26 protein-coding genes are annotated in these 26,258 nt (G+C 57.1%); 13 read left to right on the top strand and 13 right to left on the bottom strand.

Annotated features, from left to right (window positions below; all coding sequences use genetic code 11):
• The first annotated feature begins 58 nt into the window (after positions 1-58).
• The 3 genes from FO268_RS02360 to tenA all read left to right on the top strand — a co-directional run bounded on the left by FO268_RS02360 (position 59) and on the right by tenA (position 1,854).
• Complete coding sequence (locus FO268_RS02360) at positions 59-619, top strand: PEP-CTERM sorting domain-containing protein (protein WP_225316479.1); 561 nt, start codon at positions 59-61, stop codon at positions 617-619.
• 274 nt (positions 620-893) lie between these two features.
• A complete protein-coding gene (locus FO268_RS02365) occupies positions 894-1,085 on the top strand; it encodes a CsbD family protein (RefSeq protein WP_150989069.1) in 192 nt (63 codons plus the stop codon).
• Between the two features lie 100 nt (positions 1,086-1,185).
• The gene (gene tenA, locus FO268_RS02370) at positions 1,186-1,854 is read left to right on the top strand and encodes a thiaminase II (RefSeq protein ID WP_150989072.1); all 669 of its coding nucleotides are present in this window, start codon (positions 1,186-1,188) and stop codon (positions 1,852-1,854) included.
• A 36-nt stretch (positions 1,855-1,890) separates the two neighbouring features.
• On the opposite strand, the gene FO268_RS02375 is transcribed toward tenA, so the two are convergent.
• Genes FO268_RS02375 through FO268_RS02385 form a run of 3 tightly spaced genes read right to left on the bottom strand, consistent with a single transcriptional unit; the run spans position 1,891 to position 5,411 of the window.
• Positions 1,891-2,991: a histone deacetylase family protein gene (locus tag FO268_RS02375; protein WP_191966795.1), complete on the bottom strand. Its 1,101-nt coding sequence runs from the start codon at positions 2,989-2,991 to the stop codon at positions 1,891-1,893.
• 43 nt (positions 2,992-3,034) lie between these two features.
• Positions 3,035-3,577: a GNAT family N-acetyltransferase gene (locus FO268_RS02380; protein WP_150989075.1), complete on the bottom strand. Its 543-nt coding sequence runs from the start codon at positions 3,575-3,577 to the stop codon at positions 3,035-3,037.
• Between the two features lie 13 nt (positions 3,578-3,590).
• Positions 3,591-5,411, bottom strand: a complete 1,821-nt coding sequence (locus FO268_RS02385) for a putative bifunctional diguanylate cyclase/phosphodiesterase (protein WP_150989077.1) — start codon at positions 5,409-5,411, stop codon at positions 3,591-3,593.
• A 118-nt stretch (positions 5,412-5,529) separates the two neighbouring features.
• Between FO268_RS02385 and FO268_RS02390 the strand changes: the two genes are divergently transcribed.
• The 3 genes from FO268_RS02390 to FO268_RS02400 all read left to right on the top strand — a co-directional run bounded on the left by FO268_RS02390 (position 5,530) and on the right by FO268_RS02400 (position 10,492).
• On the top strand, positions 5,530-6,498 hold the full coding sequence (locus FO268_RS02390; protein ID WP_150989080.1) for a ribonuclease Z: 969 nt from the start codon (positions 5,530-5,532) through the stop codon (positions 6,496-6,498).
• A 91-nt stretch (positions 6,499-6,589) separates the two neighbouring features.
• Entirely contained in the window at positions 6,590-7,918 is a 1,329-nt protein-coding gene (locus tag FO268_RS02395) for a PilZ domain-containing protein (protein WP_150989083.1), read from the top strand.
• An 18-nt stretch (positions 7,919-7,936) separates the two neighbouring features.
• Complete coding sequence (locus FO268_RS02400; protein WP_150989086.1) at positions 7,937-10,492, top strand: EAL domain-containing protein; 2,556 nt, start codon at positions 7,937-7,939, stop codon at positions 10,490-10,492.
• Between the two features lie 33 nt (positions 10,493-10,525).
• Here FO268_RS02400 and FO268_RS02405 read toward each other — a convergent pair whose 3' ends face one another.
• On the bottom strand, positions 10,526-10,870 hold the full coding sequence (locus FO268_RS02405) for a PBPRA1643 family SWIM/SEC-C metal-binding motif protein (protein ID WP_150989089.1): 345 nt from the start codon (positions 10,868-10,870) through the stop codon (positions 10,526-10,528).
• A gap of 182 nt (positions 10,871-11,052) precedes the next feature.
• On the opposite strand from FO268_RS02405, the gene FO268_RS02410 reads away from it, so the two are divergent.
• Together FO268_RS02410 and FO268_RS02415 are read left to right on the top strand one after the other, a co-directional pair.
• Positions 11,053-13,455, top strand: coding sequence for a Lon protease family protein (locus tag FO268_RS02410; RefSeq protein WP_150989092.1), 2,403 nt, complete (start codon positions 11,053-11,055; stop codon positions 13,453-13,455).
• The gene (locus FO268_RS02415) at positions 13,448-14,311 is read left to right on the top strand and encodes a universal stress protein (protein ID WP_225316480.1); all 864 of its coding nucleotides are present in this window, start codon (positions 13,448-13,450) and stop codon (positions 14,309-14,311) included. Before FO268_RS02410 ends, FO268_RS02415 begins: the two co-directional genes overlap by 8 nt.
• Before the next feature lie 5 nt (positions 14,312-14,316).
• Here the strand turns inward: FO268_RS02415 and FO268_RS02420 are convergent, their stop codons facing one another.
• The 4 genes from FO268_RS02420 to FO268_RS02435 all read right to left on the bottom strand — a co-directional run bounded on the left by FO268_RS02420 (position 14,317) and on the right by FO268_RS02435 (position 17,123).
• Positions 14,317-14,841: a hypothetical protein gene (locus tag FO268_RS02420; protein ID WP_150989100.1), complete on the bottom strand. Its 525-nt coding sequence runs from the start codon at positions 14,839-14,841 to the stop codon at positions 14,317-14,319.
• 135 nt (positions 14,842-14,976) lie between these two features.
• Positions 14,977-15,711 carry a J domain-containing protein gene (locus FO268_RS02425; RefSeq protein ID WP_150989103.1) on the bottom strand — a complete coding sequence of 245 codons (735 nt, stop codon included), beginning with the start codon at positions 15,709-15,711 and terminating at the stop codon, positions 14,977-14,979.
• 46 nt (positions 15,712-15,757) lie between these two features.
• Positions 15,758-16,453, bottom strand: a complete 696-nt coding sequence (locus FO268_RS02430; protein WP_150989106.1) for a VWA domain-containing protein — start codon at positions 16,451-16,453, stop codon at positions 15,758-15,760.
• Between the two features lie 31 nt (positions 16,454-16,484).
• Positions 16,485-17,123, bottom strand: a complete 639-nt coding sequence (locus tag FO268_RS02435) for an SDR family oxidoreductase (RefSeq protein ID WP_150989109.1) — start codon at positions 17,121-17,123, stop codon at positions 16,485-16,487.
• 201 nt (positions 17,124-17,324) lie between these two features.
• Here FO268_RS02435 and FO268_RS02440 point away from each other — a divergent pair, with 201 nt between their 5' ends.
• Positions 17,325-18,134 carry a hypothetical protein gene (locus tag FO268_RS02440; RefSeq protein ID WP_150989112.1) on the top strand — a complete coding sequence of 270 codons (810 nt, stop codon included), beginning with the start codon at positions 17,325-17,327 and terminating at the stop codon, positions 18,132-18,134.
• Between the two features lie 17 nt (positions 18,135-18,151).
• On the opposite strand, the gene FO268_RS02445 is transcribed toward FO268_RS02440, so the two are convergent.
• The 4 genes from FO268_RS02445 to FO268_RS02460 form a co-directional block, all read right to left on the bottom strand.
• Positions 18,152-19,441: an MFS transporter gene (locus FO268_RS02445; RefSeq protein WP_150989115.1), complete on the bottom strand. Its 1,290-nt coding sequence runs from the start codon at positions 19,439-19,441 to the stop codon at positions 18,152-18,154.
• 58 nt (positions 19,442-19,499) lie between these two features.
• Positions 19,500-20,630, bottom strand: coding sequence for a M14 family zinc carboxypeptidase (locus FO268_RS02450; RefSeq protein ID WP_150989118.1), 1,131 nt, complete (start codon positions 20,628-20,630; stop codon positions 19,500-19,502).
• A gap of 203 nt (positions 20,631-20,833) precedes the next feature.
• Positions 20,834-22,219, bottom strand: a complete 1,386-nt coding sequence (nirK, locus tag FO268_RS02455) for a copper-containing nitrite reductase (protein ID WP_191966797.1) — start codon at positions 22,217-22,219, stop codon at positions 20,834-20,836.
• Positions 22,220-22,406: 187 nt separating this feature from the next.
• Entirely contained in the window at positions 22,407-22,862 is a 456-nt protein-coding gene (locus FO268_RS02460) for a GatB/YqeY domain-containing protein (RefSeq protein ID WP_150989121.1), read from the bottom strand.
• A 61-nt stretch (positions 22,863-22,923) separates the two neighbouring features.
• Between FO268_RS02460 and FO268_RS02465 the strand changes: the two genes are divergently transcribed.
• A complete protein-coding gene (locus FO268_RS02465; protein WP_150989124.1) occupies positions 22,924-23,796 on the top strand; it encodes a patatin-like phospholipase family protein in 873 nt (290 codons plus the stop codon).
• Here the strand turns inward: FO268_RS02465 and FO268_RS02470 are convergent.
• Positions 23,789-23,968, bottom strand: coding sequence for a hypothetical protein (locus FO268_RS02470; protein WP_150989127.1), 180 nt, complete (start codon positions 23,966-23,968; stop codon positions 23,789-23,791). The two genes, FO268_RS02465 and FO268_RS02470, sit on opposite strands and share 8 nt — an antisense overlap.
• Before the next feature lie 134 nt (positions 23,969-24,102).
• Between FO268_RS02470 and FO268_RS02475 the strand changes: the two genes are divergently transcribed.
• From FO268_RS02475 to FO268_RS02485, 3 genes are all read left to right on the top strand, one after another.
• Positions 24,103-24,771: a glutathione S-transferase family protein gene (locus FO268_RS02475; protein ID WP_150989130.1), complete on the top strand. Its 669-nt coding sequence runs from the start codon at positions 24,103-24,105 to the stop codon at positions 24,769-24,771.
• Between the two features lie 167 nt (positions 24,772-24,938).
• On the top strand, positions 24,939-25,100 hold the full coding sequence (locus FO268_RS02480) for a PEP-CTERM sorting domain-containing protein (RefSeq protein ID WP_150989133.1): 162 nt from the start codon (positions 24,939-24,941) through the stop codon (positions 25,098-25,100).
• A gap of 86 nt (positions 25,101-25,186) precedes the next feature.
• Entirely contained in the window at positions 25,187-25,942 is a 756-nt protein-coding gene (locus tag FO268_RS02485; protein ID WP_150989136.1) for a sterol desaturase family protein, read from the top strand.
• Positions 25,943-26,258 lie beyond the last annotated feature (316 nt).

The following is a 26,258-nucleotide window of genomic DNA, read 5'->3' on the forward strand; positions in this document are numbered from 1 at the left end:
CCACTGGTCAGACCAAGGCCAGGGCCGCAGGAAGCGCAGAACCATGAGGAGGAACACTATGAACTTCAGAAAGACCGCCCTGGCAGGTGGTACCCTGCTGGCAACTCTTTCACTTTCCACCCATGCCGCCATGATCACCGGCGATGTTGGGTTCGGGGGCGATTACACACCTCTCGACAGTGAAGGCGGTTCCGAAGTCAGCCTCGAAGAGGCAGGATATATTGATGTAAGCGGTGAAGAAGCCATTGTCACATCTGAAGGTACTGGCGACCTGGCAGCCCTCACTGAATTCGATACGGTTGTGGATCACCAGAGCTTTGCCGTGGGTGAAGCACCCTCCGGGCCCCTGTGGTCGGGTAACGGGTTCAGTTTTGAGCTCACCGGTATGAACGTCGTGGCACAGAATGACGTCATTCTTGGCCTGTCCGGCCAGGGCACTATGAGGGCCGACGGTTTCGACGACACCCCCTTCCTCTGGAGCTTTTCGGCAGACTCCGCCGGAAATGAGGAGTTTGCGTTCTCATCTACAACTGCCTCAGTTCCGGAGCCCGGTACTCTGAGCCTCCTCGGCCTGGGCCTGCTATCTTTCGGCGTTGCCCGTCGCCGCATGAGGGCCTGATAGCCCAGGAACGGAGAAGCCGGCTCCGCCGGCTCTTCCGTGCCGGGATCGCCCGGAACCACATTCTTAAACTTTCATAATAAAACCTTAAAACCCTTACAAATCATTACCTTAACGACATGCCCACCCACTTCCCAACGTTAATGTAAACCCATGTTATTGTCAGAGAAAAGGCTGTGTGGCAGTTTGAGACTCGCAGTTACGCAATAGCGAAACGGATTGGCGTTGTTGCGTATGCAGTTCTTTCCAATCTCACAGGAGAAGGACTACCGACATGAATAACGATACTCTGGAAGGTAACTGGAAACAGCTCAAAGGCAAAGTGAGAGAAAACTGGGGCAAGCTGACCGACGACGAAGTCGATGAAATAGCGGGCCGCAAGGAGAACTTTGTCGGAAAAATTCAGGAAAAGTACGGTATGAAGAGGGATGAAGCTGAAAAAGAGTGGGATAAGCTCACTAAATAATCCCTGCTGATGCCCGCTGGCCTGGGGAAGACAGAATCTTTCCTGTATTCTTCAGGCCAGAGGCCCCGACCAGAATCCCCCTATCAAAAACGGAACTCAGATGCCGTACCAGTTTGAGGATCTCAAAAGGAGCTGCCAGGCAGAATGGCGCGCCTACATTGAGCACAGCTTCGTAAAACAACTGGGCGATGCGTCGCTGGCCCCGCAGGCCTTCCAGCATTATCTCAAACAGGACTACCTGTTCCTGATCCAGTTCGCCCGGGCCTTTGCCCTGGCTGCCTACAAAAGCCCGACTCTGACTGATCTCAGACAGGCGAAGGAAGGGCTGCAGGCAATCGTGGATGTGGAGCTGGACCTTCACATCAGCTACTGCATGGAATGGGGCATTTCCGAACAGGAGCTTGCCAGGCTGCCGGAAGCCCGGGCCACTATTGCCTACACTCGCTATGTGCTCGATGCCGGCCACCGGGGCGACCTACTGGATCTGCACGTTGCCCTGTCTCCGTGCATGGTCGGTTACGGCGAAATCGCTAACTGGCTGAACCAGCGGGCAGACACCATTCGGGGAGCCAGCAACCCTTACGATGCCTGGATCGCGATGTACGAAAGCGACGGATTCCAGGACGCCATGCAAGCGGAAATCAGTTGGCTGGATGAAAGGCTGGCCGATGTCTCCCCCGCCCGGTTCGAGCAGCTCACGCGAATATTCAGTGACGCCACCCGGCTGGAGATCGATTTCTGGGAGATGGGGCTGAACCAGAGCGACTGACTTTTACAAACCAGCGGTCAGGGTGCAGCCTTCCACTTAGTCGTCGTCGCTGAACGCGGAACGGTGAAATTCCACGGCCTCATTCGCTTCCTTCATGCCCGCTTCCAGCAATTCCGGTATATCTCCGCCAGCAAGCACTTCCAGCACTGCGTGAACCCCCTGGGAGAGCGAAGTCAAACTGTAGCCGCCTTCCAACACCAGCGCGAGCCTGCCTTCACAATGCTGGGCAGCGATGTCCTGGATGATGCGGGTCATAACCTTGAAACCGTCGTAGGTAAGATTCAGAGCCATATCGTTGCGATGTGGATCGAACCCTGCTGAGACAAGAACCAGGTCCGGTTTGAAGTGCTCGGCCGCCGGCACCAGTATTTCGCGATACACTTTTTCAAAGGCGATGTCTCCGGCCGACTCCGGCAGCGGAACATTGATGGTATAGCCCTCACCGAAACCGGCGCCCACTTCGTCAAGGTGACCGGAGCCCGGATAAAAGGGTGCGGCGCAATGGGTATCGAAAAACAGAACATCCGAGTCCGCCCAGAATATATCCTGGGTACCGTTACCATGGTGGGCGTCCCAGTCGATGATCAGCACTTTTTCACAGCCCAGTTTTGCCTGGGCATGAGCTGCCGCCACGGCAACATTATTCAACAGACAGAAGCCGCGCGCCCTGACCGGCTCCGCGTGGTGCCCGGGTGGGCGTACGAGCGCAAACGCACTCTGGCATTCGCCGTTAACCACACTCTCCACCGCCGCAATCGCGTTTCCAGCCGCTGCCAGGGCGGCGTTGACACTGTCCGGGGAAACGGCGGTAGTGTCAGAGTCCACCCAGGCGCTCTTTCCGAACAGTGAGAGGAAGTGATCCAGATAGGAGGCCGTATGCACACGGGCAAGCTGATTATAGGTGGCGGCACTCCCGGCCTTGAAGTGGACGCCCGGTACAGGATGTTGCTCCAGATACTTCATGACAGCGGTCAGGCGACCCGGATGTTCAGGATAACTCCACTTGAAGTCCAGGCCCTGAAGGATACTCCGGACGCGTTTCTCCACCCGGCTGGGCACAAAAGGCAAATCCACCTGGGGGTTGTGGCCGAGCATGACCTCATCATAAAAGACATTTACGGTTCGATCGCCTAGCACTCCAGTCTCCTCGTGGCCTTGAGCATCGTTGTGGTACCGGTTGCTAAGACCGGCTGTCCAGGGCTTCCTGCACCGAGGTTGTGAAAGCTGCGGCACGCACCCCTATGGTCTTGAACCCCAGGCGGGTCCAGGCTGCCTTGGCCTCTTTGTTGGAGGCCGAATACTCCAGGACCAGCTCGTAGGCACCGCGGCTCTCCGCAAAGGCAACCAGGCTACGCAGCAAGTCCGGAAAAATTCCCAGCTTGCGAAACTCGGGTTCCACCCACACATCATCAATGAACGCCGACCGGTACTCGACGTGACTCGTCTGCTCCCAGATGCCCTGGTTGCGCGAAATATAAATATACCCCATACCAACAAGCCCTGCTCCGGGCACTTCCGCCACCATTATGTGCTTGTTTGCATCGGTCAGCGACGACAGCAGTACCCCCTGGAGGCGGTCCCGTTCGCGCTCCTGCAGGCTCTGGGGTGGCGAGCCCGAAACGTGCAGTGCCAGGCTGGCAAGGAATTCCACCAGCCTGGGAAGGTCATCCTCTACGGCTTCCCGTATCAGATACCTGGGAGCGGCCTTTTTCTTGCTAACCATAACGTAACTCCCGTCAGACTACCGCACGTGCCCGCAGAGCGGGAATTTGTTCAGGTGGAAGCGGACGGGAGAAAAGATACCCCTGGCCGTAGGTGCAATGCTGTCTGTGCAGGAAGGCCAGTTGCTCACTTTTTTCAATACCTTCCGCGATCTGGTCCAGGCCCAGGGCTTTGGCCATTTCGATGATGGTGCGCGTAATCGTTGCTCCGTCATCACACGCCGGCAGACCCTCAATAAAGGAGCGGTCGATTTTAAGGCTGCTCACCGGCACGCGGCGAAGATACGCAAGCGAGGAGTAGCCAGTGCCGAAATCGTCGATGTTAATTTCGATATCCCGCGCCTTCAGACGAATCAGGTTACGTTCCACGGCCTCACTGTCCCGCACCAGGGAATGCTCGGTGATTTCAATGCGCAGCAGCTTTTCGGGAACGTGCGCGGCGGTCAGTCGCTTGAGCAGGTCCTCAGTAAAAGCCGGCTGTAACAGTTCAGCCGGAGATACATTCACTGCAACGGGAATATCCCAGTCGGGCTCCAGGCACCAGGCCTGCAACTGCCGGCATACTTCCTCGCGCACCCATCGACCGATTGGCACAATCAGACCACTTTGCTCGGCCAGTGGAATAAACCGTTCCGGAGACACCTGGCCAAGTTCCGGGCACCGCCAGCGCAGCAGTGCTTCAACACCAGCCATTTTCCCTGTGGTTAAAGAAAAAATCGGCTGGTAGAGCAGATAGAACTCGTCTCTCGCCAGAGCGCCTTTCAGACATGACTCGATTTTCAGAATTTCGGAGAACGCATCCGAGTGGGAAAGTTCAAAATAATGCACGGGCTCGGCCGCGCTCTCAGGGCTGACCCGAATTGCCGCCGAGGCCTGGGCAATCAGGGCTTCTGGAGTGTCTCCCTGGTCGGGAAACAGGCTGCCACCGATGCGAACCCTCAGATAATGCTCCTGGCCCAGACACCGATAAGGGCGCTCAAGCGCCGCATGAATCCGGTGGGTAAATTCTCTACGCTGACTTTCACTGTGTACCGGAAAGACCATAACCAACTCATCACCCTGCAAGCGTGCGACTGAACCACCCGTGGGGCAATTATCCCGCAACCGGTCAGCCAGCTGCAGTAGAAGTTCATTTCCGCCCTGGGTGCCAAGGCTCTGGTTAATCACCCGCAGGCCGGTCACGTTGAATAGCAGAACAGCTACCTGCAGGGACTCCATCGTGGCCAGCTCAAGAAGTTGGCACAGGCGGTCCATCAGCAAATAGCGATTTGGCAGTTGGGTAAGAGGGTCGTAATAGGCCGAGCGCTCTATCGAGCCTTTTAAAGTGAGTAAGTCCGCCGTATGGGCAATTTCATTTTCGATCAGGTCGGCGAACTGGCGCAAACGGATACGATGGTCCTCATCAAAGTACCTGGGCTGGTGATCCAGCACGCAGAGCGTCCCCAGAGCCTGCCCCCGCGGGCCACGCACCACAGCACCCGCGTAAAAGCGAATGAAAGGGTCGCCTGTTACCAGCGGATTACCCGCAAAGCGGGGGTCATCCAGGGCATTGGGAACCACGAGCAATGAATCCTGGTTGATCGTGTGTCCACAAAAGGAAATATCGCGCGGGCACTCGGCCATGTTCCAGCCCAGCCTGGATTTGAACCACTGCCGATCGCGGTCCAGCAATGAGATCAATACGATGGGAAACCCGAATACACTTGCCACCAGGCTGGTATAACGATCAAAACGCAGCTCCGAGGCCGTGTCCAGAAGCCGAAGGCCATACAGCTCCTCCAGGCGTTCTTCTTCACCCTCGGTAATATCTGGCGGAACATACGTATTCTGGTTCATGGCTATCCAAAGCCTCCGGAAGAATCCTTCTCCCCAGTGTAGAATATAAGTCCGCCGTTAGCATGAAAGGCACAACGGCCTCGTAGCCTGACACATCTGATTGCAAAGATGAGGAACCATGGAATTCACCTTCCTGGGCACATCCGCCGGAACACCGACACGATTACGCAACGTGAGTGGGCTTGCCCTGTGCCACTCCGGCCCCAAACCCTGGTATCTGGTGGACTGTGGTGAGGGCACCCAACACCAGTTGCTGCGCAGTCGCTACTCGGTCGTGCAGTTGCGGGCCATATTCATCACCCATATCCATGGCGACCACACCTTCGGCCTTCCAGGGCTTCTCACCAGTGCCTCCATGCTCGGACGCACTGCACCGCTTGATGTCATCGCCCCGCTCCAGGTGCAACGCTTTATCAATGCGGTGATCGACAACAGTGACTCCACTCTCAGCTATCCCCTGAACTTCATCGATTCCGAAGCACCGGACTTCCACTGGCAGGATGAACACTTCGAGGTCACCAACGTGACCCTCTCCCATCGCGTTGCCTGCCGCGCCTACGTGTTCACCGAAAGGAATCTGGAGCGACAACTGCTACAGGAAAAACTCAGGGAGGATGGCATAGAGCCCGGACCGGGCTGGGGCGAGTTGCAGAAAGGATATGACGTAACGCTTGAAGATGGCCGCCTGCTCAGAAGTGACGACTACACACACATTCCCCGCGTGGCCCGCCGTGTGATCGTGGCTGGCGACAACGACAACCCGGAGCTGCTGGCCGAGGCCTGCCACGGCACCCAGGTACTGATTCACGAAGCCACCTACACCCAGGAGGTGGCAGACCGGGTCGGCCCATGGCCACAACACAGCTCGGCCGAACAGGTAGCCCGGTTTGCCCAGCAGACCCAACTGCCCAACCTGGTGCTGACGCACTTCAGCTCCCGCTACCAGTCCGGCCCCGGCGGCGCACCCCATATCAACCAATTGGCAGCCGAAGCCTTGCAGCATTATCGCGGCCAGCTGTTTCTGGCGCGGGATTTTGATACCTACCGACTGGAAAAGGACCTGTCACTGAGCCCCAGAAGTACATGAGCTCATTGTAAAAATGGCGGCTTGCAGGAGTTTGGTCCAGACTATGGTGAGGAAGTGAGTATCAATTTCGACAGGGCGTCGGGAGCCAGCGATGATAAGGATGCATGGAGAGTATCGCCGGCATTTGCGATCGGGGATCAGACTCCCGGTCGTACTGAAGTATGCCAATCACACCATTGAAACCAATACGCTGGACGTATCGGCTAGCGGGCTACGTCTGAAAAGGCCCGAAGGCGTGTATATCCGCCCCGGCGAGGTCACAGACGTCGATTTCCCCGATAAAGCCGATATGAGCGTCGCCGCGACCGTGGCGTATACTGGCAAGTCCCACATCGGGCTGGAGTTTTACCGCAGACGCTTTTCTGAATACGAACTGAGGGAACTCTACGACGTTGCGCCATCCTGGCAGCGCCTCAAAGCCAGAAGCAAGCGTGCACTCTGGAAGAACGCTCGCCGCTTTGCGATTTTATCGGCCAATACCTACCTGCGAGCGCCCATTCATGCCCTGGCGCGGCCGCATTTTCTGTTTGCGGTGTACGGTAACAGGGAACAGGCCGCCTCCTACTTCACGCCCCGCATGGCGCAGCGTATGCCGCCCAATCTGGTGATTGGCTACATTCGCAATCAGGACATGCGTGGCCTGCTGGTGGCGTCGCAATTCATGGAGGATGAGTTAGAGGAAGACTCCGAAAAAGTTCGCCTTTACCTGGATAAACTGCAACGGGATTATCCCGATGTAAAACGCATCGCCCTCGTCGGACGGCTGCCGAACTTCGTCATGAAAGCGGGCATCGAGATTACCGAACCGCTGGTGGAAGGAAGCCTGGGCACACGATATATGATCTGGGACGTGGCGCGAAAGATGCGTGAGCGGCCCCAATACTGCCAGCAGACGAGCATAGTCGTGTTGGGAGGTGCCGGGCGCATCGGTAATGCGGTGTGTAAGGATCTCACCAGTTTGTATGACAAGGTGATCGGCTTTGATCCACGCTATGAAGAGGACAGGGAAATAGCCACAGACGGAGGTACGATCCTGCAGACCTCCTCCCCGGCCCATCTACAGGACGAAAAGCTTTACATTGGTTTAACCCATCATGGCGATGCCGTACTGGATCTCCAGCAGTATATAGCCCCGGGAGCCATGATCGCAGATGACACCCATCCCTGCATCAGCCTGACGGCGCGGGAGCAGCTGCAGGCCAGGCAGATCGCGGTGGAAAAAGTGGTGCTTTCGCACGAAGAATTCCTGATGTGGCCACGCATGCCGGCCTGGAGCAACCGGGATATTCCAGGATGCCTGGTCGAAGCCCTGGTCCTGCTCCGCCAGCCCGGCGTCGGCGAAGGCGAGTTTTCCGCCTTTTGCCAGGAAGCCGAGTTTCTTGGCTTCACCGGCCGCCTGATCAGCCCCCTTGACGAGTAGGATGGACAGGGATGGACCATGATGAAACGCGACCAATGGGCGGCAGGATTAGCAGCACTGTCTCTCCTGTTCGCTCTTACTGCCAATGGCCAGGAACTGACGGTTGCAGAAGACTCAGGCCATTACCACCTGAACCATCAAATCGAGTACTTGCTGGAGGGCGAACTTACTCTTGGCCAGGTACTTCAGCATGACCAGTGGCAGCAAAAGCACGATGCCAGCATCCTCAACCTGGGATTCACCGAACAATCCGTCTGGCTCAGGACAGCTCTGAACATTGCCGAACCCCTCACCCAACAATGGTACCTGGTGATTCCCTATCCTCTTCTGGAGGAGGTCGATCTCTATATAATACGTGATAACCAACCCCCGGCCATCTACCACACCAGTCGGCAGGAAACCGAAACCCGAAGAGCACAGACCCACAGCTACCAGGTAGCGCTGCCATTACCGCGTGACCTGAGCGGCCAGGTGGACTTATACCTTAAGGCTCGCTCAGCAACTGCGCTGCAAGTGCCGGTCGAACTCTGGCGCGAAGACAGCCTGCTGCTTCGGTTTTCATTGCGGAGCCTCTACTGGGGAGCCTACTTCGGCATTCTGGGCGCCCTGGTGATCTACAACCTGTTCCTGTTTCTCTCCCTCAGGGATCTGGCCTACGGCTATTACGTGCTGTATATCGGCTCCATCACTGTGCTGATGCTTTGCATCTCCGGAGCCGGAAGTGCGTGGATATGGGCCGGCCAGCCGTTGGTGCCCCGCTACGCCCTGCCCGTCAGCACCGCCTTTGCGTCTCTCTTTGCCTTGCTGTTCGCACGCAGCTTTCTGAAATGGCAGGATATTTCTCTGCGCTGGGACCGGGGAATGAGAATCTCGGCAGGCCTCGCCGGGGTGCTGATTCTCTACACCTGGGTCGATCCCATAAACGGTTCGCTGTTCGCCGGCCTGCTAGGCGCCCTGGTCATCGTGTTGCTCATTGCCGTGGGGCTGGCAGGCCTGAGGGCCGGCGTTGTCATCGCGCGCTATTTTGTGCTGGCCTGGACTACCTTTGCCCTGGGCGCCGCCCTGTATTTACTGAGCGTGTTTGATCTTCTACCGGTAAACCTCATCACCAACCATGCCATGCAGGTCGGCTCCGCGGCCGAGGTGCTGCTGCTCTCATTTGCCCTGGCACATCGCATCAAGGACGAACGGTCACGCAAGCTGGCGGCATTACGGAAACAGCAGATGGCCGAGCGACAGGTCCGGGATCTGGAAATGCAGTCCCTTGAACAGGCCATGCACGATTCAACCACCAGAATGCCCAATGCCTCGATGCTCAACCAGCAGTTGCAAACAATGATGGGGCAAAACAAGCGGGTCGCACTCACCCTGGTCCACTACCCCCAGATCAAGGACATTGCATCCAGCATGGGCCACAGGCTGGCAGAGGAAATGTTCTGTCAGTTGATGAACAAGCTCAACCATACGCTGGCGGGGCTGGCCGGTGTGGTCTGTCTGGAAAGCCGGCAGCACGCCTACATTGCCATTCCCGAATTCGGCTCAGCATCGTTCCTGATTGACCTCGATCTGCTGGAGGGATCACTGGAGCCCTTTATCGAACAGATGGTGGGGAACCATGAAATCTCTGTCCATGCCGTCAGGCTGCCTGTGTTCATGAATCTGTACTGTGGCGTGGCGATTGCCCCGGAGCATGGCGACAGCACGGAAATCCTGTATCAACACGCCTCGGCAGCAAGGGACCGCAGCGAATCAAGCAAGGTTCCCGTGCAGGTCTACAACGATGAGATCTCCAACTTCGCGCGTCGCAGGCTGGATCTGGTAACAGCTCTGCCGCCGGCCATCGAGGCTGGGGAACTGGAGCTTTACCTGCAACCACAGATGAACAGCACCGGCCAGCAGTTGGTGGGCGCTGAGATACTGCTACGTTGGCACAGCCCACGTTTCGGGCCAGTGCCTGCAGGGGAAGTGATCGAGATCGCTGAAAATGCCGGCTTGATGGACCTGCTATCGCGTTACATCGTCACTCAGGCATGGCAGATCATGCAGACGCTACAGGAACGACAACTGCCCATCACCTGCAGTATCAATCTGTCGGTCCAGAATCTCACTAACAGCCATTTTGTGTCCTTTGCACTGGCGGGGATCAGGGAACACGGCCTGCCAATGAACCGCGTGATCTTCGAAGTGACGGAGACGTCCATGATGCACAATATGGAGGCCGTGATCGGGTCCCTCCTCCGGATTGCTAACAGCGGCTGCAAAATTGCCCTGGATGATTTCGGTACGGGGTATTCATCCCTGGCCTACCTGAGCCGGCTGCCCATCCATGAACTGAAGATTGACGGTTGCTTTATAAGCCAGATGGCTTCCAACCAGAATGACCTGGGAATTGTCCAGAACACCCTGAAGCTCGTACGTGCCCTCAACCTGGAGGCCGTAGCCGAAGGGGTGGAGGATAACAACACCAGAGACCTTCTCAGCAGTCTGGGCTGCAATCGGCAGCAGGGCTACCTCTTTGCCAAACCCATGCCGTTAGAGAAATTCTGCGACTGGGCATTGGTCCACCAACACTGAGCCCGGCAACCGGTTGGCTGCCGGGCACCACTCTCAGCCACAACACTTCTTGAATTTAAGGCCACTGCCACAGCTGCAAGGGTCATTGCGAGAAGGCCCCTTCGCTGTTGTAACCGTTGCGCCTTTGTTCAGAATTGCGGTCAGTTCGGTGATGGACTCAACAGCGCCGTCGCTGGTATCCACCGTAATGTTCGCATGCAACCCGGCCTCGGCCACCTGGGTCTGGATCTCCTGCTTGCGTGCCTCACTGGTCACCACCAGCGTTAACGGGAACTTCCTGCTGCCACTCTTTTGACTGGCATTGGTCTGGAAACCGCCGTAAGCGGTGTGATGCTGGCGCGCGTCCTGGCGGCCTTTGAAGAAAAATTTGTCTGACATGCTGAAATCTCGGTGAATAAAGGAGTGCCCGGGCGCTCAAAGAAAGGCTGCTGCCGCTGGCCGGGACGTTTTAGCACGCTTACGGCAGGGGGGATATAGGCAAAGGTACGTTTTCGTAGTCTATCCTTGAGTGAAGTTCCTGCGCACCTGCAGGTTTCCACGTACTCACCAGGAGGACGTTAATGACGTTACCCACGCCCCTGACTCCAGAGCAGGTTTATCGCCGTTGCCCCTTCGACCAGTTGGACTTCGACACCACCGAATCGCTTGAAGATCTTGAGCTGCCTTGTAGCCAGGAGCGTGTACTGCGGGCCCTGGAGTTCGGCGCCAGCATGCACGCGGATGGGTTTAACCTTTTTGTGCTCGGGCCCTCCGGCGCTGGCAAGCAAGAACTCGTGGAGCGCTATCTCGCCAAACATGCCGCACGGCAACCCGTGCCCTCAGACTGGTGCCACGTTCACAACTTTGAATTCCCGGACCGGCCCGGGGCCATCCGACTGGCCGCCGGCGAAGGGCGGCAATTCAAGAAAGACATGAATGATCTCGCTGGCGAGCTGCGTACAGCAATTCCGGCAACCTTCGAAAGTGAGGAATACCAGGCACGCCTGCAAGAGCTGCAGGAGGAGATGACCAAGCGCCAGCATCAGGGTTTGTATGATATCCAGGAAGAGGCCAACGCCAATAACATCGCGATGATAACGACACCCGCTGGCTTCACCTTTGCGCCGATGCGCAATGGCGAGGTTATTGACCCGGAGGAATACAAAAAATTCTCTGATGAAGAAAAAGAACTCATTGAATCCAAGGTGGAGGAACTCCAGCAGAAACTGCAGCAGAACATTCAACAGATTCCCCGCTTACGCAAGGAAGTCCGGGAACGGGTTCATGCGCTCAATGAAGAGATGGTTCAGCTCACTCTCGGCGGCCCGATTGGAGAGCTTCGCGAGAAGTGGCGCCATGTGCCTGCGGTTGTCGATTATCTGGATGCCATACGTGAGGACATGGTGGAACACGCAGAAGCCTTCCAGGACACCGAGAACGGGCCACCGAGCGGTCTGCTGGGGCGGTACAAAGTGAACTTACTGGTGGACAACGCGGAAACGACGGGCGCGCCAGTGATCTATGAAGACCTGCCGAATCATCAGCACCTGGCCGGCCAGATTGAGCACCGGGCGCGGCAGGGCACCCTGTACACCGATTTCACCCTCATAAAAGGAGGGGCTGTCCACCGGGCTAACGGTGGTTATCTCCTCCTCGATGCCCGCCGGATACTCACCCAGCCGATGGCATGGGAGAGTCTGAAGCGCATCCTGTTTTCCGGCGAGATCCGGATTGAATCCCTGGAGCGCCTGTACGGATTGGCCAGCACCATCAGCCTGCAGCCAGAACCCATTCCGGTCTCGGTAAAAGTGGTGTTGCTGGGCGACCGCATGCTGTATTACCTGCTCTCCCATTACGATCCTGATTTCCTGGATCTGTTCAAAGTCGAGGCAGACTTTGAGGACGATCTTGATCGGGACGACGACAGCTATGAACTCTATGCGCGCATGATTGCCACCATGGCCCGGCAGCTGAAATGCCGGCCGCTTGACCGGAATGCGGTAGCAAGGCTGATTGAACAGGCAAGCCGGCTGGCGGCAGATCAACGCAAGCTGACGGCGCACGACCGGGTACTGCGGGATATCGTCAGTGAGGCGGACCACTGGGCGAAGCAGGCGGATAGAACCACCATTGGAATGGACCATGTTCAACAGGCGATCGATGAGCGGGAATTCCGCGCCAGTCGGATTCGCGAACGGAGCCGTGAGCAGATTACCCGCGGTATCGTGATGGTGGCTACCGAAGGGGAAACGGTAGGCCAGGTAAACGGGCTATCGGTGCTCAAACTGGGCGCGTCCATGTTTGGTCAGCCAACCCGGATCACGGCCACCGCGCGGCCGGGAAAGGCACAGGTTGTGGATATCGAGCGGGAAGCCAAGCTGGGTGGCCCGATTCACAGCAAGGCAGTGATGATTCTTTCCCGCTTCCTGGCGAGCCGGTATGCGGGGGATGGCGAGCTTTCCCTGTCGGCTAGCCTGGCTTTCGAGCAGTCTTATGGTGGCGTGGAAGGCGATTCCGCATCGGTGGCAGAAACCTGTGTGCTGCTGTCGGCCATCAGCCGTTTGCCGTTGCGCCAGGGTTTCGCCGTCACCGGGTCCATGAACCAGCATGGCGAAGTCCAGGCCGTGGGCGGCGTTAACGAAAAAATCGAAGGCTTTTTTGATGTCTGTCGTGAGGCCGGGAAGGTACACGGCCAGGGCGTTATTCTACCGGCCAGCAATGTCGAGCACCTGATGCTTAACTCTGATGTTCGTCAGGCCATTGCTGATGGCGATTTCAGTGTTTACCCGGTTTCACATATTAATCAGGCGATTGAACTTTTGACCGGTATGGAAGCCGGCGAGCCAGACGAGAACGGCGAGTTCCCGGCGGCTTCCTTCAACCGGGCCGTCGCCGATCGTCTGGCCCGGTTTGCCGAAGTCAGCGAAAAACAGGAGAACGGCGAAGGAAACAGGGACAACAATGGAGGCGGTAACCGTGACTGATGCTGAAAAGCCCGCAGGCCTGCCCTCTACGCGTGGGCGTGTTCTGGTGCTTATCGACGGTTCGCGGCTGAGCTATGCGGCTCTGGAGGCCGCTGCCGATATCGCCGGAAAACGGGATGCTGACATCCTGGGCGTGTTTGTTGAAGAATTAAACCTGGTGCGCAGCGCGGGCTATGGTTTTTCCCGGGAGGTTGGTTCCGCCTCCGGAATCAGCCGGCCCTTCGACCCCGGCATGCTAGAGCAGCGGTTGCAGCGTCTGGCGGATCAAGCGCGCGCAGCACTTGCCGGTGCCGTAAAGCAGCACGGCGGAAAAGCGGCACTCAGAGTTGCCCGTGGCCGCGTAATTGACGAAGTGCTGGCGCTGGCGGGCCCGGATGATCTCCTTGTGCTCGGCCGTGTCGGCTGGTCCTCCCCGGCTGGGGCCCGGCTGGGTTCGACTGCACGGGGGCTTATTCGGCAGTCACCCGGGCAGGTGTTGTTGTGGTGCGAACACAAACGGCCCTACCAGAACAGGGTGGTTGTGTTCCTGAATGATCACGATGAGGCAAATCATCGGGCTGCGCTGGCAGCCACCGAGATCGCCCGGCATACCCACCAGCCGGTAACTGTTATCCTCGGCACGGACGGCGCTCCCGCTCCCGAGCGGCTTGATGCCATCAGGCATGATCTGGATGTGCTCGGAGCCGGCACCCACCTGAGGGCGATGGCCGATACTGACCCGCTAACCGTAGCCCGGGTACTGCGGGAAGAGCATGCCTCGCAGCTGGTGATCAGCCGGGAGTGCGCGCTGTTTGAAGAGCCCGGCGCCGAACAGCTGTTGGCAGCGCTTAACCTCCCCGTCACGGTAACGCCATGATTCAATCACTGGATGCTACTGCCCTGCTCCAACAGCTTGTCCACGGCGCAGTCGTGGGTGCCGGGGAACTCACTCTGCACCCGCTTCAGGTAGTCCCTCGCCTCTGCCCTGGAGCCACCTTCTTTCTGGGCTTCAGTGAGGGCAGTAAGGTACAGCGCGTGGGCACGGACGTTCAGCGACAGCGTCGGGTCCTTATAGATTTCCAGAAGGATGTCCTGGGCCTCTGCGTAGCCGTCCTCGGTGGGCGCACTGTCTTCCAGGTAATCAAGGATTTTGGGGCTGACGCGGTATTGCTCCGGATCACATTCCGAGGATGAAAAGAGCTTCTGGTAGCTCGCGTAATCCTCTTTGAGATTATTCCGGAACTCCTGGCGCTTCTGGTGAAGCTTTGCGGCAGCCGCACCCGATGCAGCGTATACCGAGCCGGTAACAGCCCCTCCGGCACAGCCCTGCAGAACGAGGCCAGCGAGGGCAAGGATGACAAGAATGGGCGCGCGCCGAGGGGTTGAATTGCAAGTACTGGCGGTCATTGGTCACGAACTCCTTTTCCGAATAACGTTTCCTGATATGGCCCTGAACAACCGGGCTTTCCACCCCGTTAGCCTATCGGGATCACCAGAGAAATTCGACGGTTCGCCGCTGGAAATGGGCGCTACGCACGCTAATCAGCCCAGAAGCTGCTCTTTGGCTTCATTGATACGGGCAGCAAGATAGTTACTCCCCCCACGGTCCGGGTGCAATTTCTGCATCATTCGCCGGTGAGCCTGGATGATCTCCTCCCGGCTGGCACCGGCTTTCAGCCCGAGGATGTCCAGGGCCTCGCTCTCGGTCAGAGGTGCCCCGGCGTTGCCCTGATCACGGGTGCCCTCGCCGTCATCGCCGTCATCGCCGTCAGTGCCAGGCTCGTCGTCAGCACGCCAGGAGTCTCCAAACCGGCGGTCGAGGTAGGTTTCCAGCAGCCGGGCAGAATCCTCATCATGCTCCCGGCAGTAGCGTAGCAGCTCAAGAAATTCGTTCTCGCCCAGATCCGCCAGCTCCCGGCCAGCCATGGGGCCTTTCACTATTTTGCCACTCATGGTTCCGGAGTCATGATCCAGGCTCATCTCGAGAACATCGCTGGAAACATGGGACTGGCTGCCCGGTTTGGCCCTGTCATTCCCTGCCCCCGCCAGGCTTCCCGTCAATAAAGAGGGCAGCACCCGGCGCAGCAACGGGAAAAGAAACGCCAATAATGCAAAAAGAAAGTGCAAGCGGCCGGTAATAGCGAGCAGAACCACCATCGCGATACCCGCCGCCAGCACCAGCTTGATAATAGCCGGCTTGCGTTGCGCGGGCGGCTGGTTGCGCAGCCAGACCCACGCGACAACCGCCATTACAATTACCAGTAGCGTTAGTGGCACGCAGATACCCCGGGCTCAACGGCCCATCGATGGATTATGACAAGCGCTACCTGATCTGCCGGGTCAGGCGCCTGACTTCCAGGGAGCTGCGGCTGGAAAAATCCTGCAAGGCCCTGGCTCCCCCGGAAGCATAGACCGCAACAGCGGCCATAAGATCCTTGAGAACCTGCGGACTGTTGCGATCAAAGGGGGCGTAGGCGCCTCCGGACAGTTTGCTCACCTGTTGGAAAACCGCCCTGGCATGGGCGTCACCGCCCTCATGAAACATGAACACCGGCGTCCTCAGCATGCCCAATTCTCCGGCGGTATGGCAGAGCTCGTCCACAGGCTCCTCGCAGCAATCCCCGATAAACACGACTGCCTTGACGGGCTTTGCGCGGGTTTCTTTCACTGCGTGTGCCAGCACCCGGCTGATCTGGGTGCGGCCACCCAGGCAGGAAACGCCATTCATCAGGTTCAGCAATTGTCCCGTCTCGGTCACAAACTTGGTGGCCTTGAATTCACCAAAGCCACGGTAGTAACAAAGCTGTATGGCCAGCCCGCCCAAATCCCGGGTCGCCAGGAACAACTCACTTTGCAAGTGGCACGCCTCATCCCAGGTCGCCTCCCGGCTGGCCGTGGCGTCCAGTGCAAATATCAGCCTGCCCTGCCCTGAACTTTGCTTGGGCAGCTTGCGCACTTCGTTTATAAACTGGTCGATGGACCGCTTATCGGATCTGGTGCGTAGCTCTTTGTCAGACATAAGCTTCTGGTTCCACCTGGCTTGATGGCCGCTATAATTTTGCCACTGCTTCAGGCACCGGCGTGTCGCCGGACACCACATCAAAAACCCGGTTGCTGGTGGTCTCCGAATCCAGCACCGCCAGCAGAACTCGGGCGACATCCTGCCGTGGAATCTTGCCGAACTCCTCCAGCCGCTCGCTCAGTGCCACCTTGCCCGTGCCCTCATCGTTGGTGAGCTGGCCCGGACGTACAATGGTGTAATTCAGGCCGCTGTTCTTCAGGTGCTCATCAGCATTATGCTTGGCCCAAAGGTAATGTCGAAGCTTTTCCGGTCCCTTTTCCGGCTCCTCTGCACGCATGCTGCTCACTATGATAAAACGCTTTATGCCCATGGCCCGGGCAGTATCCATCAGCCGGATAGCACCGTCCTGGTCCACGTCGATGGTTTTGTCCGGCCCGGTATGAGGCCCGGAGCCAGCGGTAAAAATCACAGCATCGCAGCCTCTCATGGCTTCGCTACAGTCATGCTCCAGATCGCCCAGCACGGTTTCCGTAGCGCCCAGTTGCTGAAGTTCCGGGCCCTGATCCTGGTGGCGGACGAGGGCGCGCGCCTCATGATCGCTGTCTGCCAATTCCCGCAACAGATGCTGGCCGATTTGTCCGTTGGCGCCTGCAATGAACACATGCATGGTCGATCTCCTGGTTAGCTGTTGGCGTGCATATCCTCTATAGCTGAGTGCACTACCGGCACAATTCAAGGCAGTGAGCCCTGTGAAACGCTATTGTTGGTATACGGGCCTGAATACCTCTGATGACGGGAGGGCGTTATTGTGCTCAACGGGCGTTGTTCTCGAACCAACAGTTCTGCGACATCGTGGTTCATTCTTCTGGTGGCACTTCTGGCAGCCACCCTGGCCTTGCCACGCGCCGTTCAGGCTTCAGGTGATGTCTACCTGCTTTACCGTCAGTGGCAGCCCTATGACTGGCCGGAAAACGTGCCGTCGGCCGCCGACGTAACCCGTTCCCAGCGTGGGCTGGGCTGGCGTCAAGAGAGCACTGCAGGCGTACTCGGCGTTGATTACGACTATCAGCCTCTGCGCATTCGTATCGGCGAACCTGCGCACAACGGTCATTTACACCGGTTGACCGTCGGCGGCCAATGGCAGTACCGGCTTTACCGCGTGGAAGCGCGGGCTGGCGTCGCCGGTACATCCAATATGTTCAAGCATCAGGCATTTCATAACGATGTGGTGAATGGCCGGGTGGCGATGTTCCGAGCATTGAGCCAGAGCTCGCCGCTGAGCCTGGGCGTCGGTGGCGATCATCGTTTCGGTTCTTTCCGCTGGCTTCCACGAGTGCGCTGGGAGTACGCCAATGATAGCGGCCACTGGCTGGCAGACCTGCCCGTCATGCTGCGATGGCAAAGCCACGGTGAACGCTGGCAGCTCCGGCTGGAACGCAAGGGGGATCGCTGGGCCACTCTCGATAGTGCCCGGCAGGTGGAAAGCGCGCTTTACCTGCAGGAGTGGCGCGCGGAGCTGACATACCGGATCAGAAGGGCACGCCGGTTTTGGCCATCCGTAGTGGTGGGAATCGGCGCCAGCGTGGACACCCGTGTGCAGTATCAGGATCTGGAGGCAGGAACCCTGGATCTACGTTTAGGCGACGCGCTATTCGGAACGATAAGACTCGGCTGGTAAACCGGATCTACCGGCGCTTAACGCTGATAGCCTGCGCCCGGCTCTTCACTGCCAGTGGCTTCATAGGTGAACGGCTCGCCCTCTTCGTTCAGAAGCTGTTGGTTGTAAGCGGCCTGAAGGCCGGTTTTCTGGTTTGCCTCCGCCTCCGGTGCTTCCTCGGTGTTACGGGGATACAGGGGCGACAACAGGGCTACCACGATGCCGATTGCGGAGAAGGTCGCAAACGCTACGCTGTAATCGAAATGGCTCACCAACAGACCAACAACGGGTGAACCGGCGGCCTGCCCCAGTGAAACGGCCATGAACGGAAGTACCGGCCCCATGGACAGGCGACCCGGCAACAGCCGGACGCCGGTCATCAGATAAAGCCCCGTCAGGCTCATATAGGCCAGGCCAAAGACCAGCCCCGAAAAGATCGCGAAGACCAGTTCACCGGGACTGGCCGCCAGCAATGCCAGGCTGGCCCCCAACATCATCAGCATCAGCGCCTGGGTAATTGGCGGATTGTTACGGTCAGCCAGGTCAGCCACCACAGCACCTCCGAGCCCGGCGACACCCACCGCCAACCAGAGCCAGCCGGTTTCTGACGACGACAGCTCACCCAGATTGACCGCGAGATCGGGCGCGAATATCCAGTAAGCGGAAGAAATAAACCCCATCACGAAGGCAAAGATCGAGAGCCTGAACAGGCGCCACCATTGCAGGGCGCTGATCGGAGGTGGCGGTGCCGCATTTGACGGAGTTACCCGGGACACCGAGGGAATCACATACCAGGCCGCTAATATCCCGATGACCGCCAGAACCGCAAAGCCCATGTACGCAAAACGCCAGAGGCCGGCCATAAACAGAACAGCCGGCACGGCAATGGCGACCCCAATGCTGGTACCCGCATTCATCACCGAGCTGACCCGCCCATGCACGGAACGGTCCACCAGCACCTGCATGGCCGCCGTAAGCGCCGGCATCATCAGGCCGGTGCAGATACCGCAGGCAAACACACCAATGCCAAGAGACACAGCGCCGGACGACTGGCTGATCAGCGCCAGACCGACCGCGCCAAACCCACCAGCCGCCACGGCCGTGTTACGGGCACCGAGACGATTGGCGGCGAGGGGGGCAACCAGCGTAGCCAGCACGAAACTGATGAGTGGAATCGCGCCAATGATACCGATCAGATCGGGTGTCAGGTCAAGGTCGGCGCGAATGGGTGGCACAAACAAACCAAAAGCAAAGCGCGCGAGACCGTAACTGATCGCAATCAGAGAGGCGCCGAATAAAGCAAATCCTGTGCTCGATACGGACTTCACAATACATACTCCTACGGTTGCGCGCTTAAACGCAGACTTTCCCTAGAATTGAGCCCTGTTATTCCACCTCTTCTGCTTCTTCATTAGGTGCACCAATACCCGGGCCCCTGGGGGGAAGATTCTCGGCCACTGAAATGTCTGCGTCAAACAGTGTGCCATCGGCCATGGCGGCTACTACCGATTTGGCTGCATTGTAGGCGGTTTTGGTAATGTAACCGTTGCTCTTGGTTCCGATACCACCACGCATCTCGAACAGCACCGACCCTGCCCCCAACAGGCCATAGGCATTACGGGCGATACCTGGCGTAGTTGTACCAGGATAGAGAGTGAGATTGGCGTAGCCATACTGATCAAGCTCTGTGGCCATAACACTGACCACTTTCTTCGCCAGTTCAACCCCCTCCTCGAACTGATCCACCACGCCAAGTGCCTCAGCCGCCGAGGTGGCATTAGGCCACATGGTTGAGCCGGTAATCAGTTTGCCGTCGGCATCAACGTAAGAGCCCTGGTGGTGGAAATCGATAACCACCGAAGGCTGAAACTCGTCAAACAACAAACGCATGGCAACCGCCTCCGGAACGGGGTTGGGCCCGCCAACATAGGGGTCGACCTCCGGGCTGTCCTCGATGAAAGAATGATAACGGTTGATGTCGTAACCGCGCCCACGCTGGTAGAAGGCAGGACAAGAGCCAGTTACACAGAACGGGTCATAGTTCTGGCGCCAGGGTGGCGTATTCCCGAAAGCGTCCTCGACACTGGCATCAAACCCGTCCACATTGACTCGGGGCACAATGGTAAGTGTCAGTGCATCCCGTATGGCCCTGTCTTCCTTCGAATTGCCGGAAAGGTCTCTGGCCAATTCAATCATCGCCTCACTCACCACGTACTCGTTACCGTGTTGCTGCGCTATGATCATAATCCGCTGCGGCCCGTTTCCTATGGTAACCACGGGGATGTCACGGCCTGTATTGCTCACGCGCGGTGCGGTCGAAAGAGCAAACTCCCCTTTGGCTGACCTGTCCAGTTGTTCAAGCGTGTGCCAAAGCTGCTCATAACTGCGCAATGCGGCCAAAGACACGTTCTGTTCATCCGTAAGCCAGGGGCCATTGGGTTTACTCTGGGGAGAGGCAGAGGCCAACCCCGTCCAAACCAGACAACTGATGGCGATAATCGATAAACATCTTTTCATGAGAAATCCTTCCTCTACGTATGTTTAATTGTGTGATTATCTAACTAACAGGACACCAACTTGCATCCATGGGGATGCGCCTCGCAATGTTATTGTTTGTCTTTATCTAGTTCGAAAATGCGACCTGCGCAAGAGTAGTTATCGGGTACCCAAAAACAAAAACCCCGGCTTTCGCCGGGGTCAGTCAGGTCAAATATCAGTGCTTAGTGTCCGGAATTTTCGTCCACCAGCTCGGAGCTTTCGAAGATCTCTGAGTCGGCCTCCCCGTTAACTTTCAGGATACCTACCAGACCTTTCTCTGCCCGTGACAGGGCGTGATCTACCAGGATGTACTTGCCAGGGTAATCGGTTTCGAACTCAACCATTGTCGCACCGCCAGGAGGCACCAGAGTGGTCTGGACATCGGTCAGCGGAGGGCTGGTGAGAGAGGCCTGGTCGTACACCTTGTCGAAGATTTCGCCGATAACGTGGAAGCTGGATACCAGGTTCGGGCCGCCAACACCGAAGAAGATACGGACATTGTCGCCAACGTCGGCTTCCATCTTGTGGGTGGCTGTCAGGGCATCCATGGCACCGTTGAACATCATGTGCTCAGGACGCTCGTCGAGCATCTTGTCGAGCGAGAATTCCTGCAGGCCAGCTGAGCCGTGACGTTGTGCGGTGTAAAGCTCACCCTGCATGACGTAGAACTCACGGTCGACTTCAGAAAGGCCGCCTTCAGGCTCCACCAGGATCATGCCGTACATACCGTTGGTGATGTGCTGGGCTACCATCGGAGTCGCACAGTGGTAGACATACAGCCCGGGGGTCAGAGCCTTGAAGCTGAAGCTTTTGGTCTGGCCAGGTGCCGCCTGGGTCACTGCAGCACCGCCGCCCGGGCCGGTCACCGCGTGAAAGTCGACAGAGTGAATGTGTGAGCTCTCCTCGGAGTTCTTCATATTCACGGTTACAGTGTCACCAACGCGCACCCTGATCATCGGGCCTGGAACTGTATTATTGAAGGTCCAGAACTTATAGCTGCTGCCGTCGTTCAGGCGACCGACAACTTCCGTGGTTTCAAGATCAACGGTCACATTCTTCGGCCCGCGATCGCCTACCGGCTCTCCGACCTCATGGGGGTCCTTGGAAAGGTCTTTCTCCTGGGTCGCCGCCTGCTCTTTCGGGTCACCGACGATCAGCCTGCCAACCATGCCTGCCGCCTTATGGCCCGGCAATGTGCACAGGTACTCGAAGGTGCCAGTTTTATTGGCCTTGAACACAATAGCCGTGGCCGAGCCCTTGCCGGAAATTTCATCAGACTTTACATCAAACCCGGGCACCGCAAAGTCATGCAGAGCGCCATCGCCATTAACGATGTTGACCTGCACTACCGCACCTTCGTCGACCTTCAGGTCCGGATTGATCTGGCCCTTGGTGGGACCCTTTTCACTCACATACACCAGCTGACCATCTGCAATATCAGTCCGCAGGGTAAAAGTGACATCTGGAACATATGTTACATCAGAACTGCTTTCCGGATGCTCCGCAAAAGCAGGTGTTCCGAATCCCACCATTCCACACAACGCAGCCATCATTAGAAGGGCTTTCATGGTTAATTCTCCCCGTTTGTCAGACCCGCAATGAGCGGGACCCATCAATGCCTCATAACATTGATATGAAATGATTGTATTGGGGGAGGGCTGCTTCGATCTTGATCTTGGTCAAACCACATCAACAGGCCGCCGGTCATTAGAGTTACCTCTTATTGGTTAGCGGAACCGGCGGCCGGAAGGGTCATTAATCCGCCAACGCGGCCCGCACTTTTTTGCTCAAGTGGCCCATGTCGACCCGGCCAAGTACCTGTGGGCGCAAATCATTCATCACACGCCCCATATCCTTCATTCCCTGGGCGTCGGTTGAGCTGATGGAGAGCCGGATCAGGCTGTCCAGGTCATCTTCAGTAAGGGCTGCGGGCATGAACTCCTCAATAATCACCATTTCCGCCCGTTCCTTGTCGCCCAACTCCTCGCGGCCGGCCTCATCATACTGGCTGGCGGCATCGCGGCGCTGTTTGAGCATCTTGTCCAGTACCTTCAGAACCTCCTCGTCATCCAGTTCCCGGCGCTCGTCAATCTCGATCTGTTTGACCGCTGACTGGGCCATACGCAGGGTGACAAGCCGGGTTTTATCCTTGTTTCGCATCGCGTCTTTTACCGCGGTGCTCAGTTGTTCCTTGAGTGATGATTCCGCCATACTCCACCTCTGTTAACATTGATCGGACGTTTTTCCCTGTAACATCATTGGGCCCTCGCACATGAAACTCAATCCCTTTAATACCCGCATCGGCCTTGCCCTGGGGGGCGGTGCCGCCAAGGGTATTGCTCATATCGGCGTTTTGAGGGCTTTCGAGGAAGAACACATCCGGATTCATTGCATTTCGGGAACCAGTGCAGGCGCACTGATCGCCAGTTATTACGCCTTCGGCCGGCCCGCGGAATCCATTCTTACCATTTGCTCCACCCTGAACCTGTCCAAGATTATCAACTTCACCCTGGAGCGCGGAGGCCTGTTCAGCACCAATGCCATTCGCGAGATGATCCATCGGGACCTGGGCGATTGCCGCATCGAAGATGCCGACATCCCCCTCGCCATTTGCGCAACCGACATCGAAACCGGCGAACAGTTGATCTTCAGAGAAGGCAACCTGGCGGACGCTGTGTGCGCGTCAATGGCGGTGCCCGGCCTGTTTGTACCGGTAGAGGTAGATGGCCGCATTCTGGTCGACGGCGGGCTGGTTGAAAACGTACCGATATCGCCGTTGGCAAAAATGGGCGCGGGCATTACCGTGGCGATTGATCTGAGCCACGTCGGCCGTTACCCGAAACCGGTAGATACGTTTGACGTGATCAGCAACGCCATCAACATCGGTATCGATTTCAGCACCCGCAAACAGCTGAAAGAGGCAGATATAGTCGTACCACTGGATCTCAGCAGTTACAGCCTCACCAACAATGCCGGCCGTGTGGAAGAGCTTTACATGGAAGGCTACCACCCGATGAAGAAAAAGATTCAACAGGTGCTCTGGTACAAACGGATGAATGTCGTTATCAGCCTGATAAAAGCAGCCGCGAGATTTCTGCCATTCAAGGTGCCCGAAATCCTCAAAGACCTTAAACGCCTCACATGAAGTAGTGCCGAAACAACTGCAGCACCAGGGCCAGCGCCATCAGCGGTATGATCCATCGCGTAATTTTGCTGTAGTCCCGCGGTTCCCCTTTGGGCGCGTATTTTTCCACCAGCGGAACAATAATGATCAGGGCCAGAAAAAGCACCGCGAGAATTGCCAGCAGGGTACCCATGGTGAGCCTCCTTGTTGCCTTATCACCTTCAGGCTACCGATTAAGAGGGATATTGGGAATGTGGGTGAACCAAAAAGCCATTTGCACACTACTCTGATAACCTGCCCATTCTTTATTGCGAACGGAGTTTCTGCATGATTACAGTTCATCACCTCAACAATTCCCGCTCACAACGTGTTCTCTGGATGCTGGAAGAGTTGGGCGTGCCCTATGAGATCCAGCGTTACGAACGTGATCCCAAAACCATGCTGGCGCCTGAAAGCCTGAAAAAGGTGCACCCGCTGGGCAAATCGCCTGTGATCACTGATGGCGACCTGGTAGTGGCGGAGTCCGGTGCCATCATCGAATACCTTGCCCATACCTATGGCAAAGACACCATGTTACCGGAGGCCGGCGGCCAGGCATGGCTTGACTACACCTACTGGCTGCATTATGCCGAAGGTTCCCTGATGCCACCGCTGGTGATGCGCCTGGTGTTTCAAAAGGTAAAAACCAGCCCGATGCCGTTCTTTATCAAGCCGGTGGCAAAAGGCATTGCAGACAAGACCAATGAAACCTTCATCGGCCCGATGATCAAAACCCACCTGGATTTTGTTGAATCCCACCTGGCAAAAAACACCTGGTTTCTCGGGGACAACCTCAGTGCCGCGGACATTCAGATGAGTTTTCCGCTGGAGGCCTCAGTGGCACGGGGTATCGTGGGTAAGAACCGGCCCCATATCACCGCCTGGGTTGAGCGGGTGCACGCCACGCCAGCCTATCAGAGAGCCCTCGAAAAGGGCGGGAAATACGATTTCGCCTGAGTGGCCTGACCTTTCGGCGGGCTTTGGGTGATACTCACTCAAAACCGCCGGATATTTTTACACTTCTGATTTGGCCGGTAATCCAGGTCATTGATTCTTTCGGCTTCCCTACCCCTGGCCTGAAAAATGCTGTTTCCGTAGTGAGCCCATAACATGGAAGATTCACTATGAAACACCTCACCACCGGACTGTTCGTTTCAATGCTTTCTTCAACTGCTCTTGCAGGCGTGGCGGTACCTCCTCCTGTATCAGTACCCGAGCCCGGCATGCTGGGTTTGTTTGCCGCTGGCATGGCCGCACTTTTTATCGCCAGGAAATTCCGTAAGTAGTAGCGTTGCACGACCAAAACCGTGACACATAACAGGGACCAGAAAGCAGGGACGCTAACACCCAGGAAACGCCAGTATAAAGCGCTATGGCCACCTACCAGCTTTTTTACCTGATCAGTATTCCGCTGATTATTGCAGCGGAGTACCGTTTCGCCCGGAAAAAGCTGTTGCGGAATCGTTACGACCGCTGGTTTAACAACCTCAGCCTGGGTTTTATCAACGAAGCCGTTCTTCTGGCTTCTCCGGTATTGATTCCCCTCTTGCTACTGCCAGAATCATCCCCCTCACACCTGCATCCGTTGCTGGGAGCGTTGGCTGCTTTCCTGATTCTGGATCTGGCTGGCTACTGGCTCCATCGCGCCTACCATCATTTCGGTGCGTTCTGGCGCCTGCACCGGGTTCACCACAGTGATCTTGAACTGGACTATTCGACCACTTTTCGCCATCACCCCGGGGAAGTCGTGGTCAGTTTGCTGGTGATCTACCTGGTGATGGCGACACTGGCACTGACGCCAAGTCAGGTCATTCCCTACGTCATTGCAGTCAAGGCGGCCCAGCTTCTGGCGCACTCGAATATCCGCCTGGGTGCCCGCATAGAACCCCTGATCAACCTTCTTTTCGTGACTCCGGGCACTCATCAGTTTCACCACTCCACGCAACAGCCCCAGACCGACTCCAACTTCGGAGAGGTTCTGACGATCTGGGACAGGCTGTTTGGCACCTACACCTGCCCCCGGCGCTCGCCGGAACCCGCTGCCTTTGGCCTCGACGAGTTTTCAGAGGACAGGCATCAGCGCCTTGGTGCGTTACTGGCCCTGCCCTTACGATCCTTCGGAAAGTAGACCGAACGGCCCCGCACTATCTGTATATCGCCTGAAACATGTACGTCGAAAAATTTTACATGCCGATTATGTACACCTGTTAATGAAGCTTGCAGGCCCCGCAATTTGAAGGGAAAAAACTGCCCTGGCTCCGTTATTGCTGCACATACTACAGCGCTAAGTGTCCGAATTGTAACGATTCTTTAGTGTGGGAGGCTTGTATTTTGGAGCCTGGAACTTCACGGTTATAGGCTGCCAAGTTTTGGCCTTCACTAAGAGGTAACGAAACGAGCAAAGAAAGAAAGTATGCAAAGAGACATTTTCCCAATGGTCGCTT

The sequence above is a fragment of the Marinobacter denitrificans genome (genome assembly GCF_008795955.1).
Classification (GTDB): domain Bacteria; phylum Pseudomonadota; class Gammaproteobacteria; order Pseudomonadales; family Oleiphilaceae; genus Marinobacter; species Marinobacter denitrificans.